The organism is Roseivirga sp. 4D4, from assembly GCF_001747095.1.
Taxonomy (GTDB): Bacteria; Bacteroidota; Bacteroidia; order Cytophagales; family Cyclobacteriaceae; genus Roseivirga.
Map to the genome: position 1 here is coordinate 2,692,013 of NZ_MDGP01000001.1, position 16,205 is coordinate 2,708,217.

Genomic DNA, 16,205 nt, shown 5'->3' on the forward strand with positions numbered 1-16,205 from the left:
TGCACTTGTTAACTTGCTAAAGATATGCCTAAAGATTATTACCATATCCTGGGAGTCAAAGAAAATGCAAGCACGAAGCAAATCAAAAAGGCATATCGTGAAAAGGCTAAAAGTGCTCATCCAGATGTAAGCCCCAGCAAGAAGGACCTGATTTCTATTCAGGAAATCAATGAGGCATACAGCGTGCTTTCCGATAGCGAATCGCGAGAAGCGTATGATCAGGCGCTCATGGAATATCGGAACCAAATGTCGAGCGCTGAAAGCAGCATGGGCCGAGAATTCGACTCCTTCTTCCGATTTGAACCCAAGAATGCATATCCACCCACAGATTATGAGGCCAATGCCAAGCACTCCAAAACATTCAATATGGTATTTCTGGTGCTAGCCTTCCTCTTTTTAGTGGACATGACTTTCTATAAGCCTATTCAGAGCACTGAGATTGTCAGGGTCAATCAGACCAGAACATTCAATAATGGAGCCTACATCACTGAACTCAACTATGTAAGTGCAGAAGGTATAATTTTTAAAAGTCCTGACGGGAATTATGACCTTAAAGCCGGAGACATCATTGAATACAAGAGAAGCCTTCTATTTGCTAAGATTAGGGGTTTTAAAGGAGGCCAAAAAACTGATTTTCTTTATTTCAGTGATCGGTCCTATGTGACACTGATTAGTCTTTTGGCCATAATAGCAGCCATATTGGGTCTTTCCAAACTACTCACTGCAGAACGTCAGTTTAACGCTGCCATCATTTCAGGTTTTCTGTGCGTGATTCTGATCCTAAGCCTATTTTTCGCTTAAGTGATTCCACCCTTGGGCGGATAAAGGCACCTGATTACCCTTCTTGGTCGTAATGATATTTCCTTTAGATAAATCCTGTGCATGACCAATAAAATGGATATCGGCATGCTTTTCTAATTTGGCATGATCCGATTGCTTTATGGTAAAAAGCAGCTCATAATCTTCTCCTCCATTCAATGCTGAAGTCATAGGATCCAGGTTGAATTCTACAGCCGTTTGGTAAGTCTGATTGTCGATCGGCAATTGATCTTCATAAATCACAAAGCCTACCCCAGAATGCTTAGAAAGGTGCAAAGTTTCGGAAGCCAAGCCGTCAGAAATATCGATCATAGCAGTCGGAATCACTCCAATTTCTCTTAGTTCATGAATGGCATCCATACGGGCCTTGGGCTTCAATTGGCGTTGCACCACATACTGATACTTGTCCAGTTGCGGTTGCATATTGGGGTTTGCCAAAAACGTCTGCTTTTCTCTTTCCAACACCTGCAAGCCGATATAGGCTCCTCCTAAATCACCCGTGGCACACAGAATATCATTGTTATTAGCACCTTTTCTATAAGTGATCAGATCCTTAGGCGTCTTTCCAAAAATCGAAACTGAAATCACCAGGCCACTTTGCGAAGCAGTGGTGTCACCTCCAACTACATCCACATTAAAATCTTCTGCGGCAGCCTTTATTCCAGCATAAATGGCTTCTATGGCTTCCACTGAAAAGCGATTGCTCAGGGCCAGAGAAACCACTACCTGCTGAGGAATGCCATTCATAGCGGCAATGTCTGATACATTCACTGCTATGGACTTATAGCCTAGGTGTTGAAGTGGCGCATAGGAAAGGTCGAAATGTACACCCTCCACCAGCATATCGGTAGAAATTAAACCATAGTCATCGCCTTCATTGATGACAGCAGCATCATCTCCAATGCCTAAAACGGTACTTTTTTGCTTAGGAGTTAACCCTTCTGCCAATCGATCAATCAGACCAAATTCTCCCAACTCTGATAACTCTGTTCTTTTTTCAGACATGCCTATTCCTGATTTTGGAGGGCAAAGATAATGGATAGTTCCGAGTTGGGCTTCCTACATGTGGTTGTCTATAAAATTCTCACTTAATTTGTTCCAATGAAGGATAAAGTCGTCATCATCACGGGAGCCTCTTCCGGTATAGGCAAGGCCCTAGCCCTAGAGTTTGGAAAACTTGGAGCAAAAGTTGTCATCACTGGAAGAAACGAAGAAAGGCTTAAGGAAGTAAGTGCGGCACTTGATACCCTAAATACGGCAAACCTATGCCTTAAACTTGATGTGGCCAAGGAGAGCGATAACGAAAGCCTGGTGACCCAAACGATCGAGGCCTTCGGTAAGATTGATATCCTGATCAACAATGCCGGTATTTCAATGCGCGCACTTTTAGAAGAAATTGATCTTGATGTTTTCCGAAAGGTGATGGACATCAACTTCAATGGCACTTTATACGCTACGAAATATTGCCTTCCCCATATCCTGAAAACCAAGGGCAGTATCGTAGGGATCTCTTCTATCAATGGCTATCGGGGCACACCAGCTAGAACAGCCTATACAGCATCAAAATATGCCATGAATGGCTTTTTTGAATCATTGCGAACTGAAGTGATGCATCGTGGAGTACATGTCTTAGTCGCTTGTCCTGGATTTACAGGCACCAATATCCGGAATGCGGCATTAACAGCGGATGGCACTTCGCAAGGAGATTCTCCACGAGATGAAGGTAAAATGATGACAGCCGAAGCCGTGGCTCAGGGCATTATCAAAGCGATCAGAAAGAGAAAGCGCGATATTGTCTTTACTTCACAAGGCAAACTGGCAGTCTTCTTAAACAAGTGGATGCCCGGTAGAATGGACAAAATCGTATTCAACGTGTTTGCCAAAGAACCGGATTCTCCTTTCGGTAAATAGTTAATTGTTCTCGGTTAATAGTTAATAGTGATTCATTAAATTCACTATTGACTAATAACCATTAACTAACAACCAACCCGTGCAGCAGATTCTGAAGACGTATCAAAGACGGTTGACCAACCTATCGGGCAACAACCGTTCCTTGCTACTACTTCGGTTAAATGCTGAACAGTTTTTAGACCTTCACGATCTCGACTATGTCAATGGAGAACCTTCCTGGAACCTTGTCGATCAGATCATTTCTCGCAAGTCAAAGGTCAAGCTAATCCCTATAGCTGATGCACGAGATGAAAAATCGAATAAACTTTCGACCCGATTAAAGAAGCTTCAACGCAGGGAGCAGTTCATTTTTCAGGAAAGCGGAGCAAGAGACCTGTATGTAGGCTGGCCCTTTGTTGAAGGAAAGTTCAATGATGGCACAAACCTAAGAGCACCCTTATGCTTTTTCCCGGTAGAGCTGGATCAAACCGGAAAAGACTGGATTTTATGTCCCAAAAAGGACGTAAACATAAGCTTCAATAAAAGTCTCCTTCTCGCCTTTGCCCACTATAATCAGATTGATCTAGCCGATGAGTTGGTGGAATTTACCTTTGATGGTTATGACAAAGAGAGCACAGCTTTAAAGAATATGCTCTATGAGCAGTTGAGAGAAAGTGCTGTTGACCTCCAGTTCAGCAGAGAATTTTACGGGAGTCAGCTCGAGTCATTTGCTCCAAAGAACAAAGAGGGGCTCGAATTTACCTCGCAAGAGGGGGAGGTGAGCATAAAAATGCAGGCAGTCTTGGGTATTTTCCCACAGGCTGACTCCTACCTGGTGCCTGACTATGACTTTATGCTGGATCAGGTTAAGGCGGAAGACCTTGATCAGTTCTTTGAAAGTAAAAGCCTAAATGAGCCGGATGTTAGCTCCGAAGATTTTGACCCAACTAGGCATTTCCTTAGCAATGTCAATGAATACGAAACTTTCACGCCCTTCGCGCTAGATGCCTATCAGGAAAATGCGCTGAATGCCGTAAAGAAAGGAAACTCAATTGTAGTTCAAGGCCCACCAGGAACAGGCAAATCGCAATTGATCTGTAACCTCATTTCAGATTTTATTGCCCGGGGGAAAAAGGTATTGGTAGTTAGCCAAAAGCGCGCTGCGCTGGATGTCGTCTACGAACGGTTAAAGTCCATCAAGGCCGAAGACTTTGCCACCTTAGTCCATGATTTCAAAGCCGATCGCAAGACAATTTATGATCAGCTAGCCAACCAAATCGAGCAGCTTCAGGACTATAAAAGAAGCAATACCAGCCTCGATGCACTGCAGTTAGATCGCGCCTTTAAACAGGCCAGCCTGAGTATTGAAGACATCACTGAGTCGCTTGATGAGTACAAAAAAGCCTTGTTTGACACGAGCGAATGTGGCCTTTCCATTAAAGAACTCTATCTCACCTCAAGTCCTGACGCGGCATCGATTCCGCTCGTTCAGGAATACAGCGACTTTCATTTCAATGAACTCAAGGCATTCAAGAAAGACCTTTGCCTTTATTTCGACTACGCCAAAGACTTGAATGTCGAAGAGCATCCATGGTCAGACCGCGTGAGCTTTGCCGCCTTTGGGCCTTCTGATTTACAGGCTATCCTCAATTACATCGATGAAATCCTCGAAGTAGCCACACAATTGAAGCAAGAAGTGGGTGAAGTCATCGGTGAGAAGGTGGACTATGATGATTGCCGTACTATTAGTGAGAACTTGAATCGACTGGAGGAAATTCAGTCCTTGCTCAAAACGGAAGATACTTTTAAGTTATTCCGTCCTATGGTGGTCTTTGGAAGTGAAAGTGCGGGTTTACTGTGGCTTCAAAACACTCGAAAACTAATTAACACTTGCTTTGCCGATCATCGTGTAGAACAGAGCATTCCCGCCAACGAAATTGGTGAGGTACAGGGCATCTTGAAGCAACGCAGCGATGCCAAAAACACCTTTTGGAAGTCATTGAAATGGAGGTTTTCTAAGGAGAAATTGAGGCTCGCGCGGATACTGGTAGCTAACAACCTCAGGGATGATAAAGCTGCCCTCCGAGTATTGACAGCCCGCATTGATAATCGACTAAACCTTCAACATCAACTGACCAAACTCAAGGGAGTTGGGTGGATAGAAGATGTACCACAGTCTACTGATCAGAATGTCATCAATGATTGGTTGGATCAAATGGAGCAAGCGATCAATGCCAAGACATTATTCGACTCTTTTGCCAATTTCAAAGAGTTTTTCCCACTGAAGAATTCCTCAGCAAAGATATTTGGAGGCAAGCTCAAAGCGATCGGTAAAATACTTAAGAACCTTCCGGACAAAAGGGCTAATTGGAATAAATATGTACTTCCAAGGCAGATTGATATCATGTTAGCTGATGCTAAGTATGCCGATGCACTGAGGAAAAGTGTTAGAAAAGACTTTGACGTGCTGATCGCTCTAGATAAAATCAGAGCATCATTTACTGAGGCAGAAACGGCTGCAACGGATAAGATTATCGAGCATGATGTTTCCAGTAAAGAGGAAGCCCTTGAGCTATTCGACAATAGCATTCGACTGGCATGGATCAATCACATCGAAAACAAGTACCCAGTTTTGGCGGATGTTTCAACACTGAAGTTCCAGACTATGGTAGATGAACTGCAGCAATCGGTTTTTGATAAAGCCGAAGCCAGTGCCTCAATTTTATTACAGCGTACGAAGGAAAGAACCTATGAAGGTCTGGAATTCAACCGACTGAATAATCAAGTTACTTACAGAGACTTAAAACATCAGGTCACCAAAAAAAGGAAGATCTGGCCACTGAGAAGGTTAATATCAAACTTTGAGCACGAGCTTTTCAATCTGGTACCATGCTGGTTAGCTTCACCAGAAGCGGTCTCCGCCATCTTTCCTATGGAGTCCTTCTTTGACCTGGTCATTTTTGATGAAGCAAGTCAGTGTTTTACCGAGAAGGGTCTTCCTGCAATTTACCGAGGCAAGCAGGTAGTTATCGCGGGTGACAGCCAACAGCTCCGGCCCAATGACCTTTACAGGGTAAGGTGGGAAGATGAACAGGAAGAAATGGCACTGGAAGTCGATTCTCTATTAGAACTGGCCAATAATCACTTGATGCAAGTTGACCTTAAGGGCCATTATAGAAGTCGATCGATGGCATTGATAGACTTCTCCAATCAACACTTTTATAAAGGAAAGCTTCGCGTATTACCAGACTTCAAAAGTGTTAATGATACGGACCCGGCTATAGAATACATTAAAGTTGAAGGTCAATGGGAAAAACAAACGAATTCGGTCGAAGCGGATCGAATTGTAGCACTGGTCAAATCGCTTCAAGAAGAAGAGAACGATAAGTCCATAGGCATTGTCACCTTCAATGCACCTCAGCAAGCCCTGATTCTCGATCGGTTAGAAGAAGCTGGCTTGAGCCATGTAAATGACTTGTTCGTCAAGAACATTGAGAATGTTCAAGGAGATGAAAGGGATATCATCATCTTTTCAACGGCCTATGCCCCAAATGCCGCTGGCAAACTTTCGATACAATTCGGTAGCCTCAATCAAGTGGGTGGAGAGAATCGTTTGAACGTGGCGGTAACACGAGCTAAGGAAAGGGTAATCATGGTCACCTCAATTTTACCAACTGATCTCAAAGTCGATCACGTGAAAAACGAAGGACCGAAGTTATTAAGAGCCTATCTAGAATATGCCCATGAGGTTTCAAGCAATCGTTTCGAACCATCAAAGGCGCCTTCCACAGAATTTGGTCTAGACTGGTATTTGAAAAGAAAACTGCAAGCATGGGAAAACGATCTCCCTGTGTCCTTCCAATATGAAGACGTTTATGCCGATCTCTCTATCAAGCTCAAAGAAAAATACCTCGGACTGCTATTTACGGATGACGACTACTTTTATAATAGCCTATCTTCCAAGGAAGTTTTTGCCTATCGGCCTGCCCATATGAAGTCAAAAAACTGGCCTGTTGATATGATCCTATCTCGAGAATACTGGATGCACAAGGAGAAGACCAAGGATAAACTCAAGCGATTTGTTGAGCAAATAAGCGATCAATCCTGATCGGATTCCTCAATTCTTACCCCAATAGAATAAGTCCCCTCCAAATCGGTCTTTCGCATATACTGCGCAATCCTCAAATTATAGCGCCCAGTACTAGGGAAATTGTATCCAGACAAAATGGTCTCGCTATGCTGAAAAACACTATTACCCTTACCAAATGGCTTTCCTGTGGTTTCATCGAACAACTGGAAATTCACAAGGTCTGAAGCCAATACGTTACCTACACTATCCTCCAGATAATAGGTCATATAACAGTTCCTAAAAGGGAAATCCAGACTATTTCTAATCTTGAGAAGAATGTCATTACCTGATGGCTCATCAATTTGAAATTCGAAGCTTGGGATGGTATCCATATGCCATTGCTGACCTTCAAAATCATAGTCAGATTCATAGACCCTTCTACTGTCACAGCTAACAATCATTAAGGCCAAAAGCCCAATTAAGGATAAGGAATACTTATTCATTGTTGCTCGACTTTTTATTTCTAAAACGTCTTTTCTTCTTTCTGTTGGCCTGTCCCTTGTTAGGCCCTCCTTCTTGTGGCTTCTGTTCACTGGACGACTTGGCCTGAGGCTGTTGTCCTGAGTTGGCCTGGGGGTTATTAGGTTTCTTTTTTCGGTTTCTATTCTTATTGTTTCGTCTCTTCTTACCTCCAGCGTTCTTCTTTCTGAACTTTTCGTCCATTTGCTCAAGGTCTCTATTGATCCGATTATCAGCAATCGTGACCTCAATGGTATCTAGCGTCAAGCTTTCAGGAAACTCTCCGGCCTTGTTCATCTCCATGATTTCCTTCACACGTTCTGTGGAAATCGGATGCCAGTTATTGTCCTTATCAAAACTGAACCACATCAGCTTTCTAAAGATATCCGTCTTCTGAAGACGCGCATCTCCATTTTTTGTCTTCAGAAACTTGACTTCAGGAATATCCTGAAGCGCATCCATGTAAGTCTCTAATTCATAGTTCAGGCAACACTTTAATCGACCGCATTGGCCTGACAACTTACTAGGATTAAGACTCAGGTTTTGATAACGCGCTGCAGAGGTAGATACGCTCTTGAAATCAGTCAACCAGGTGGAACAGCAAAGTTCTCTTCCGCAGGAGCCAATACCACCTAAACGACTCGCCTCTTGACGAAGGCTGATTTGTCGCATCTCAACCCGAATTCGGAATTCGCCAGCTAATACCTTGATCAGCTCACGAAAATCGACACGTTCATCAGCTGAATAGTAAAAAGTAGCTTTGGTATTGTCTGCCTGAAACTCTATATCTGTGAGTTTCATAGCGAGCTTTTGTTCCAGGATGATGTTTCTGGTTCGATAGAGTGCAGGGTTCTCACGTTTTCTTACCTCTTCGAATTTCTCAAGGTCGTTGAGCGTAGCCTTTCTGTAGATCTTGCGGATATCGTCATTATCGGCAATGCTCTTTTTCTTCATTTGGAGACGAACAAGTTCTCCTTGCATCGATACATATCCTATGTGATGCCCGCCCTGAACATCTACCACTACAGCTTCACCGGTTACCAGATCAAGATTGGATACATTTCGATAAAAGTCCTTTCGCCCATTCTTGAAACGAACTTCTACCACATCGAATTTCTCCTGGACAGGGATGTCCATATTCGAAAGCCAATCAAATACATTGAGTTTATTGCAACCACCGGTAGAACAACCACCATTATTGTTGCAACCCGCTGTCTTTCCTTCAACGCTTACGCCACAGCTACAGCTCATAGGTATATATAACGCCCATTAGGGCTTTGAGTCTACTAATCTATCAATCGCAAAATATCCTGACCAATATCCCTTCTGTGATATACGTCTTGCCAGGAAATCTTTGCTATGCCATTATAAGAATTTTCAAGGGCTTTTGCTACCGAATCACCTCTACCGGTAATCGCAAGCACACGCCCACCATTGGTTACCACTTGCCCATTATCAGCCAATTTGGTACCTGCATGAAATACTGTCGCCTCTGAAACTCCTTCTATTCCGCTAATCTGATGGCCCTTTTCATAGGCCTCAGGATATCCTCCTGCCACCATTACTACAGTAGTCGCAGCTTCCGGGTCTACTTCAAAATCCGTTTCACTCAGCGTACCCTTGGCTGTTGCCTGTAATAAATCAACCAAATCCGATTTGATTCGAGGCAATACCACCTGAGTTTCAGGGTCTCCCATACGTACATTGTACTCAATCACGTAAGGGTCGCCAGCCACATTCATCAGGCCTATAAAAATGAAGCCTTTATAGTCAATACCATCTGCCTTGAGTCCATTCACAGTAGGTTTTACAACTCGCTCTTCTACTTTGCTCAGAAAGTCACCCTTTGCAAAAACTACAGGAGAAACAGCTCCCATTCCACCAGTATTCAGTCCCTTGTCTTGTTCACCAATACGTTTATAGTCCTTCGCTTCTGGAAGAATCTTATAGTTCTCACCATCTGTCAAAACAAAAACAGAAAGCTCGATACCCTCTAAAAACTGTTCGATCACTACACGACTCGAGGCCTCTCCAAACTTGGCATCGACCAACATCTCCTTGAGGGTTTCGCGAGCGTGCTCATGTGTTTCAGCAATGATCACACCTTTTCCGGCCGCCAAGCCATCAGCCTTTAGGACCACTGGAGTTGGGTGACTTGAAACATAGTTCAAGCCTTCCTCTAAGGTTTCTTTGGTGAAGGTCATCGATCGGGCAGTAGGAACGTTATGTCTGTCCATAAACTTCTTAGAGAAGTCTTTACTTCCCTCAAGTTCTGCCCCAGCTTTTGAGGGTCCTACGAGGCCAACTTTCGCTAACTCCTCATCAGCTTTGAAATAATCGCTTATGCCGTTTACCAAAGGGTCCTCAGGTCCAACAACAACAAGGTCTACTCCATTTTCCTTTACAAAGGAGCCAATGGCATCAAAGTCATTGACGCCAATATTTACGTTTTCTCCGATCGCAGCGGTACCTGCATTCCCGGGAGCTATATATAATTTATCACACTGTGGGCTCTGAGCGATCTTCCAACCGAAAGCATGCTCCCTACCTCCACTTCCTAAAATCAGGATGTTCATGAAGTCAAAAATTTTAAGGGATAAAGGTAATTAATTTGCGTATTCAGAGATGAATTTAATCCGCATCAATCGCATATCTTCTTCAGCGATATCCTCATCTTCGAATTCATCCAAAGCTTCATCGATATCGTCAGAATCGGCATTGAGAAAATAGTCCATGATGTCTTCCTGCCTTTCTTCGTCCAAAACATGCTCCAGATAATAGTCGATGTTCAGTTTGGTACCGGCAAAACAGATAATCTCCATCTCATCAATCAGCTCACTCAAGGACCAGTTTTGACCTTCGGCCACTTCTTCCAGGTCGATTTTACGGTCAATCTGTTGAATGATATAGATTTTGTTCTTTGACTTTGACCCTGCAGTTTTGATCACAACCACATCTTCAATACCGATATCATTGTCATCTACATATTGCTTGATCAGATCTAAAAAGCTCTGCCCAAACTTCTGCACCTTACCCATGCCAATACCATTGACATTCGCCAACGCCTCTGCGGTGGTCGGATAGGTAGTTGCCATTTCTTGAAGCGATGGATCTTGAACAATCACATAAGGGGGCAAATCTCGATCTCTCGCAATTCGCTTTCTCTCGATCTTCAGTAATTCGAATAACTCTTTATCATAAGAATCCCCAATGTGGATTGGAGATGAACCTTGCGATTCATTGTTCTCATCCTCTTTTTTATCGACATCACTAAAGTCTAAATCTTTGATAATATCAACGCTGTAAGGCTTATCAATAAAATCCTCACCTTTTTTTGTCAGTTTGAGTACACCGATATTTTCAATATCCTTTTGAAGAAATTCATTCAACAGTGTTTGACGAACCAGAGATTTCCAGTAATGCTCGTCTTGGTCCTTACCAGCTCCATAGACTTCGAGTTGGTCGTGTCCATAGCTTTTCACGTATTGGTTTTGTGAACCTCTAATCACGCTTACCAAGTGGGTAGTGCCAAACCTTTCTTCGGTCTGCTTTACAGTCTTTATGACCGTAACAATTTCATTTTTGCCATCGAAACTCTCTCTCTCGTAGCGGCAGTTGTCACATAGCCCTGATTCCCGACAAGCTGTATCATCATATTCTTCTCCGAAATAATGTAGCAGTTGCTTTCTCCGGCACACTGCGGACTCAGCATATGAAGACATTTCATCAAGGAGCACCTTGGCATTTTCCCTTTCAGTAACGGGTTTATCCTTATTGAACTTCTCCAGTTTGAGAATGTCCTCGTATTTGTAGAACATGATGCACTGGCCTTCCAGACCGTCCCGACCTGCACGTCCCGTTTCCTGATAGTATCCTTCCAGTGACTTTGGCACATCATAGTGAATCACGAAGCGTACATCCGGCTTATCGATCCCCATACCGAAGGCGATGGTTGCGACAATCACATCAACCTCTTCGTTCAGGAAGTCGTCTTGGTTCTTCATCCGAACGGAAGGCTCAAAGCCTGCATGGTAAGGGGCCGCCTTAATTCCGTTGACTTGAAGAAAACCAGCGATCTCTTCAACCTTTTTCCTACTCAGGCAATAGATAATACCCGATTTTCCACTGTTCTCTCGAATGAATTTTACCAGCTGTTTCTTAACGTTCTTTTTAGGCCTTACCTCATAATAGAGGTTCTCTCTGTTAAAGGAAGATTTGAATAGATCAGCATCTTCCATATTCAAATTGCGCTGAATATCTAGCTGGACCTTAGGTGTGGCAGTTGCGGTTAAAGCAATGATCGGTATTTCACCTACCTGAGCGATAATTGACTTAATCCGTCTATACTCAGGGCGAAAGTCATGTCCCCATTCTGAAATACAATGGGCTTCATCGATCGCGGCAAAAGAGATGTCTGCTTGTTTTAAGAACTCCACATTCTCCTCCTTGGTCAAGGACTCGGGAGCCACATAGAGGAGCTTTACTTCACCTTCAAGTGTTGCCTTTTTGATTTTGTTGATTTCCGACTTTGAAAGGGTTGAATTCAAGAACCTGGCATTAATCCCGAAGGCATTTAACTGATCTACCTGATTCTTCATCAAAGCAATAAGAGGTGAAATAACAATCGCTGTCCCAGGCTGGATTATGGCAGGCATTTGATAGCACATGGACTTGCCTGCTCCTGTGGGCATAATGACAAAAGTGTTTTTGCCTTCTAGTATATTCTGGATTATTTTCTCTTGATTGCCTCTGAATTTATCGTAACCGAAGACTTTCTTGAGGGTTCCTCGGATTTCTTCTACACTTGTCATATTAATTTGGCCAACCTAAAAAGGATAAAGTCCAATGCTTATCTTTGCTCGGACTTTTAAAAAGTGACTGAATTGAAGTTACAGAAAAATATTCAAACAATAGCCAAGGAAACGCTCCTCAAGGAAGCAGAGGCAATTAAGAATGTAATTCAGTATATCGATGATGATTTTGAGCAAGCCGTACTCGAAATACTGAATATGAAAGGCCGTTTGGTGGTGACAGGAATCGGTAAGAGTGCAATCATTGCCAATAAAATAGTGGCTACTTTAAATTCAACAGGCACTCCTTCTATATTCATGCATGCCGCAGATGCAATTCATGGCGACTTGGGTATCATCCAGCCAGACGATATAGTCATGTGTATTTCAAAAAGTGGGAATACTGAGGAGATCAAGTTGCTTATTCCACTTTTAAAACAGACAGGGGCCAAAACGATCGGCCTGGTCAGTAACGAAGACTGTTTTGTAGCAAAACATGTAGATCATGTATTAAAGGCTATCGTAAGCGAAGAAGCTGACCCCAATAACCTCGCCCCTACGACAAGTACCACTGTTCATATGGCTATGGGTGATGCACTGGCTGTTAGTTTGTTAGAAGCAAGAGGCTTTACAGCCCAAGACTTTGCCAAGTTTCATCCCGGAGGAGCTCTGGGCAAGAGGCTTTATCTGAAAGTAGATGATATCTACCCTAAGAACGAATTACCGATCGTGCACCAAACTGATTTGGTAAAAGAGAGCATTTTGACCATTTCAAAGAAACGTCTCGGTGCGGCTGCCGTTATAAATGACAGTGAGGAATTGGTCGGGATATTTACCGATGGAGATTTGAGGAGAATGCTAGAGAAGTATGACGATTTTTCTACTTTGGAAATAGGTCAGGTAATGACCCATACTCCGAAAACCATTGAAAAAGGAGAATACGCCATTAGGGCTTTGAATGAAATGCGCGAGCATGACATCAATCAATTAATCATTATTGACAACCAGAAGGTTGTAGGTTTCTTACACATAAGCGATTTAATCAACGAAGGAATTATTTAGTATGCCAAATAATTATGTAGTCATCATGGCCGGTGGAATCGGCAGTAGGTTTTGGCCCTATAGCCGCGCTGAAAAGCCTAAGCAGTTCCTTGATGTTTTGGGCACCGGAAGGTCTTTAATACAAATGACCTATGACCGTTTCTTGAACATCTCCTCAAGTGATAGGATTTACGTTGTTACCAACACTCGGTATAAAGACTTGGTAAAGGAACAATTGCCAGATTTGAGTGACGACCAAATCCTACTGGAACCCATCGGACGCAATACATCTGCAGCTGTAGCATATCCGGCCTTTAAGATTAAGCAGCGAGATCCCGAAGGTGTAATGATTGTAGCACCATCCGATCATGTCGTTTTCAAGGAGAAGGTTTTTCAAGATAACATTAATACGGCCGTTAAGGCTGCCAAAGGATCAGAAAAACTGATCACTTTAGGTATTGTCCCTTCTCGCCCAGAGACAGGCTATGGCTACATTCAGTACCACTCCAGTCCACTAAAAAAGGTGAAAAAAGTGAAAACCTTCACCGAAAAGCCTGAATTAGAACTCGCTAAGAAGTTTGTAGACAGTGGTGATTTCGTTTGGAATGCTGGCATCTTTATTTGGTCAATTGACACGATCACTAAGGCTTTCCATGAGTACTTAAAGGACATGGCAGTCATATTTGAGGAAGGATCTCAAAAATACTACACTGATCAAGAGCAGGTTTTCATTGATACGGCCTATTCGCAATGCAAGAGCATTTCAATTGATTACGGCATTATGGAAAAGGCATCTGATGTCTATATGGTCAAAGGCAAATTTGACTGGTCAGACTTGGGTAGTTGGGATTCATTGCACGAAATCAAGGAAAAAGATGGTGCCAATAACGTAATTGAAGGGAACGCCATCTTATATGACACAAAGAATTCCTTTGTCAAAGGACCTGATGATACGCTAATCGTAGCGCAAGACCTAGATGGCTATCTAATCACCAAATCAGATAATGTGATCTTGATTTGTAAGAAGGATGCGGAGAAAAAATTTCGTGATTTCTTAAATGATGCCAAGGGCAAAGGAGAGCAGTTTACTTAGCCCTTTGCCTTACTGCCTCATAAGCGATTATACCTGTTGCCACTGAAACGTTTAGAGATTCGATATTACCTGTAATGGGTAATTTCGCATGTCCATCACAAAGTTTTAAGTACTCAGGTGAAATACCATCTTCCTCTGAACCCATCAACAAGACTACAGGTACGGAAAAATCCTTTTCATATATGGTCTCAGTAGCTTTCTCAGAGCATGCTACTATCTGAATGCCATTCTCTTGTAAGTCCTTAATGGTCAACTTGAGGTTTTCAGCGCGACAAACGGGTATGTAATTAAGCGCTCCGGCCGAAGTTTTCATTGCATCCGAGCCGATTTGAGCAGTCCCTCTGCTTGGCACAATAATTCCATGGACACCAGCACATTCAGCTGTTCTTGCTATGGCACCGAAGTTTCTCACATCTGTGACCCTATCAAGCATAATGAATAGAGGATTTTCTCCTTTACCATATGCTTCAGAAATCAAATTGTCGAGTGAAGCAAAACTGACAGAAGACAGATAGGCAATTGCACCCTGGTGATTCTTCCTGGTGATTCGATTAAGCTTCTCAACAGGCACCCTTTGCACTGGAATTGACAAGTCTCTGCATAGCTTTAAGAGTTCCGAAGACAACTCGTTCCGAACGTCTTTTTGAACAAACAACTTGTCTACTTCTTTGCCTGATTCAATCGCTTCTATGATAGCACGGGTGCCATAAATGAAGTCTGAAGATGAGTTTGATCGCATTTATTCTATTATTCTGCCTGACCTCCACTGTGTGACGGCCCGCATCCAGTTCTCCCTGTACCGCTTATCTCTGATCAATTTGTATTTAGTAATTCCGTCCTCGACTACTATATCAAAGATATATTTCACACGGCCTCCCGTGCTTGATGGATAAACCCAAAGCTCTGTGCTTTCATTTCTAAATACTTGGGCAGGGTTCCCAAATACTTGATAGATCATGCCTCGATCTGTTTTCCAGCCCGCCTGGTTCTCAGAAAAAAGCCGTGCTGATTTTCTAACTCGTCTGTAATAATACTTAATGAAATCTTTGCCGATTTGCTCGTTGGAAGAAATAGTATTGCTCACAAAGGCTTCGAATGCCTCGCGATCATCAGTGGCTGCCTGCATATCCTTAAACTCATCATTAGTACTGACATAAATCAAAGGATCGATCAAATCTCGATAGTTATCAAAATATGGATGAACCTCGTCTGTAACAATGATACCTAATTCCTTTTCTGGTTGGGAGGACGATCTGATCGTATGAAACCCGTTGTTGTAGAATCGAAACTCCTCACCATTGGTAACTCCATAAAGAGTATCTAAAGGAATATCAGAGGCAGTCTGCATATCAGAATCATCGAATGGAGGCATAGCCACATTCTTATTGCTATTCACACCATTGATTTCAAAGCTGTCTGAGTTATCAAAGACGTTGACTATCCTAATCGGAAAGTCTTTGTTAATGTATTTGTCGAAATAAGGTATGTCTTTATTGGCCTGAAAGATTAGATGGGATGCCGGAGTCCAGTCTTTAATTTTCAGAGGTATATCCAAGCTAAATCGCTTGTCGCGTGCTGCATTATAAAAGTCAATCACAATGAGATTATCATTAGACTCCTTCTCAAATTCGAATGCATAAACATATTGCCTGAAGGCAACGTCCACTACATTGGCTGAATCTATGGTGACTGACGAGTTAACTGCTTTTTCATCTATATAGCTTGCTCGCAAATCGTATGAGATGCGATAATCTGAAATCTTAACATTCCCGCTGTTTAGGATGAATCTTAAATAGACTTTTACTCGATCCTCAGAGGAAGCCACCTTGTGCTGCACCAGAAATTCATTTTCCTGATTATAGAGATAGCTAATTTCGGCAGAGCTCATCCTGACCTGAGCCATTAGCCCCATAGCCAAGAATAGCAGAATACATATTGAGCTTAGACGTATCATGATTAAACGATTAACTAAAGGTATATAGAA

At 42.7% G+C, this 16,205-nt stretch carries 12 protein-coding genes; 5 read left to right on the forward strand and 7 right to left on the reverse strand.

Features of this window, described 5'->3' with window-relative positions:
* Positions 1–24: 24 nt before the first annotated feature.
* Complete coding sequence (locus BFP97_RS11850; protein ID WP_069842625.1) at positions 25–801, forward strand: J domain-containing protein; 777 nt, start codon at positions 25–27, stop codon at positions 799–801.
* On the opposite strand, the gene thiL is transcribed toward BFP97_RS11850, so the two are convergent.
* Positions 787–1,824 carry a thiamine-phosphate kinase gene (gene thiL / locus BFP97_RS11855; protein ID WP_069842626.1) on the reverse strand — a complete coding sequence of 346 codons (1,038 nt, stop codon included), beginning with the start codon at positions 1,822–1,824 and terminating at the stop codon, positions 787–789. The two genes, BFP97_RS11850 and thiL, sit on opposite strands and share 15 nt — an antisense overlap.
* Positions 1,825–1,920: 96 nt before the next feature.
* Here thiL and BFP97_RS11860 point away from each other — a divergent pair, with 96 nt between their 5' ends.
* Positions 1,921–2,730: an SDR family oxidoreductase gene (locus tag BFP97_RS11860; RefSeq protein ID WP_069842627.1), complete on the forward strand. Its 810-nt coding sequence runs from the start codon at positions 1,921–1,923 to the stop codon at positions 2,728–2,730.
* A 79-nt stretch (positions 2,731–2,809) separates the two neighbouring features.
* Positions 2,810–6,817: an AAA domain-containing protein gene (locus BFP97_RS11865; protein ID WP_069842628.1), complete on the forward strand. Its 4,008-nt coding sequence runs from the start codon at positions 2,810–2,812 to the stop codon at positions 6,815–6,817.
* Here BFP97_RS11865 and BFP97_RS11870 read toward each other — a convergent pair.
* Genes BFP97_RS11870 through recQ form a run of 4 tightly spaced genes read right to left on the reverse strand, consistent with a single transcriptional unit; the run spans position 6,808 to position 12,108 of the window.
* Positions 6,808–7,281: a gliding motility lipoprotein GldH gene (locus tag BFP97_RS11870; protein ID WP_069842629.1), complete on the reverse strand. Its 474-nt coding sequence runs from the start codon at positions 7,279–7,281 to the stop codon at positions 6,808–6,810. The genes BFP97_RS11865 and BFP97_RS11870 overlap by 10 nt on opposite strands.
* The gene (locus BFP97_RS11875) at positions 7,274–8,548 is read right to left on the reverse strand and encodes a stage 0 sporulation family protein (RefSeq protein WP_083262525.1); all 1,275 of its coding nucleotides are present in this window, start codon (positions 8,546–8,548) and stop codon (positions 7,274–7,276) included. The genes BFP97_RS11870 and BFP97_RS11875 overlap by 8 nt, the downstream gene beginning before the upstream one ends.
* Positions 8,549–8,583: 35 nt before the next feature.
* Positions 8,584–9,873 carry a phosphoribosylamine--glycine ligase gene (gene purD, locus BFP97_RS11880; protein WP_069842630.1) on the reverse strand — a complete coding sequence of 430 codons (1,290 nt, stop codon included), beginning with the start codon at positions 9,871–9,873 and terminating at the stop codon, positions 8,584–8,586.
* Between the two features lie 30 nt (positions 9,874–9,903).
* A complete protein-coding gene (gene recQ / locus BFP97_RS11885) occupies positions 9,904–12,108 on the reverse strand; it encodes a DNA helicase RecQ (protein WP_069842631.1) in 2,205 nt (734 codons plus the stop codon).
* 63 nt (positions 12,109–12,171) lie between these two features.
* Between recQ and BFP97_RS11890 the strand changes: the two genes are divergently transcribed.
* Positions 12,172–13,149, forward strand: coding sequence for a KpsF/GutQ family sugar-phosphate isomerase (locus tag BFP97_RS11890; protein WP_317039331.1), 978 nt, complete (start codon positions 12,172–12,174; stop codon positions 13,147–13,149).
* 1 nt (position 13,150) lies between these two features.
* Positions 13,151–14,221 (forward strand): mannose-1-phosphate guanylyltransferase, encoded by a 1,071-nt coding sequence (locus tag BFP97_RS11895; protein ID WP_069842632.1) that lies wholly within the window; start codon positions 13,151–13,153, stop codon positions 14,219–14,221.
* On the opposite strand, the gene rlmB is transcribed toward BFP97_RS11895, so the two are convergent.
* Both rlmB and BFP97_RS11905 read right to left on the reverse strand, forming a co-directional pair.
* Positions 14,214–14,960 (reverse strand): 23S rRNA (guanosine(2251)-2'-O)-methyltransferase RlmB, encoded by a 747-nt coding sequence (gene rlmB / locus BFP97_RS11900; RefSeq protein WP_069842633.1) that lies wholly within the window; start codon positions 14,958–14,960, stop codon positions 14,214–14,216. The two genes, BFP97_RS11895 and rlmB, sit on opposite strands and share 8 nt — an antisense overlap.
* Positions 14,961–16,175 (reverse strand): GWxTD domain-containing protein, encoded by a 1,215-nt coding sequence (locus tag BFP97_RS11905; RefSeq protein ID WP_083262526.1) that lies wholly within the window; start codon positions 16,173–16,175, stop codon positions 14,961–14,963.
* Positions 16,176–16,205 lie beyond the last annotated feature (30 nt).

Coding starts and splice junctions, on each gene's coding strand:
- BFP97_RS11860 (WP_069842627.1), top strand. CDS start 1,921: ATGAAGGATAAAGTCGTCATCATCACGGGAGCCTCTTCCGGTATAGGC.
- BFP97_RS11905 (WP_083262526.1), bottom strand. CDS start 16,175: ATGATACGTCTAAGCTCAATATGTATTCTGCTATTCTTGGCTATGGGG.
- thiL (WP_069842626.1), bottom strand. CDS start 1,824: ATGTCTGAAAAAAGAACAGAGTTATCAGAGTTGGGAGAATTTGGTCTG.
- purD (WP_069842630.1), bottom strand. CDS start 9,873: ATGAACATCCTGATTTTAGGAAGTGGAGGTAGGGAGCATGCTTTCGGT.
- BFP97_RS11895 (WP_069842632.1), top strand. CDS start 13,151: ATGCCAAATAATTATGTAGTCATCATGGCCGGTGGAATCGGCAGTAGG.
- BFP97_RS11870 (WP_069842629.1), bottom strand. CDS start 7,281: ATGAATAAGTATTCCTTATCCTTAATTGGGCTTTTGGCCTTAATGATT.
- BFP97_RS11875 (WP_083262525.1), bottom strand. CDS start 8,548: ATGAGCTGTAGCTGTGGCGTAAGCGTTGAAGGAAAGACAGCGGGTTGC.
- recQ (WP_069842631.1), bottom strand. CDS start 12,108: ATGACAAGTGTAGAAGAAATCCGAGGAACCCTCAAGAAAGTCTTCGGT.
- BFP97_RS11850 (WP_069842625.1), top strand. CDS start 25: ATGCCTAAAGATTATTACCATATCCTGGGAGTCAAAGAAAATGCAAGC.
- rlmB (WP_069842633.1), bottom strand. CDS start 14,960: ATGCGATCAAACTCATCTTCAGACTTCATTTATGGCACCCGTGCTATC.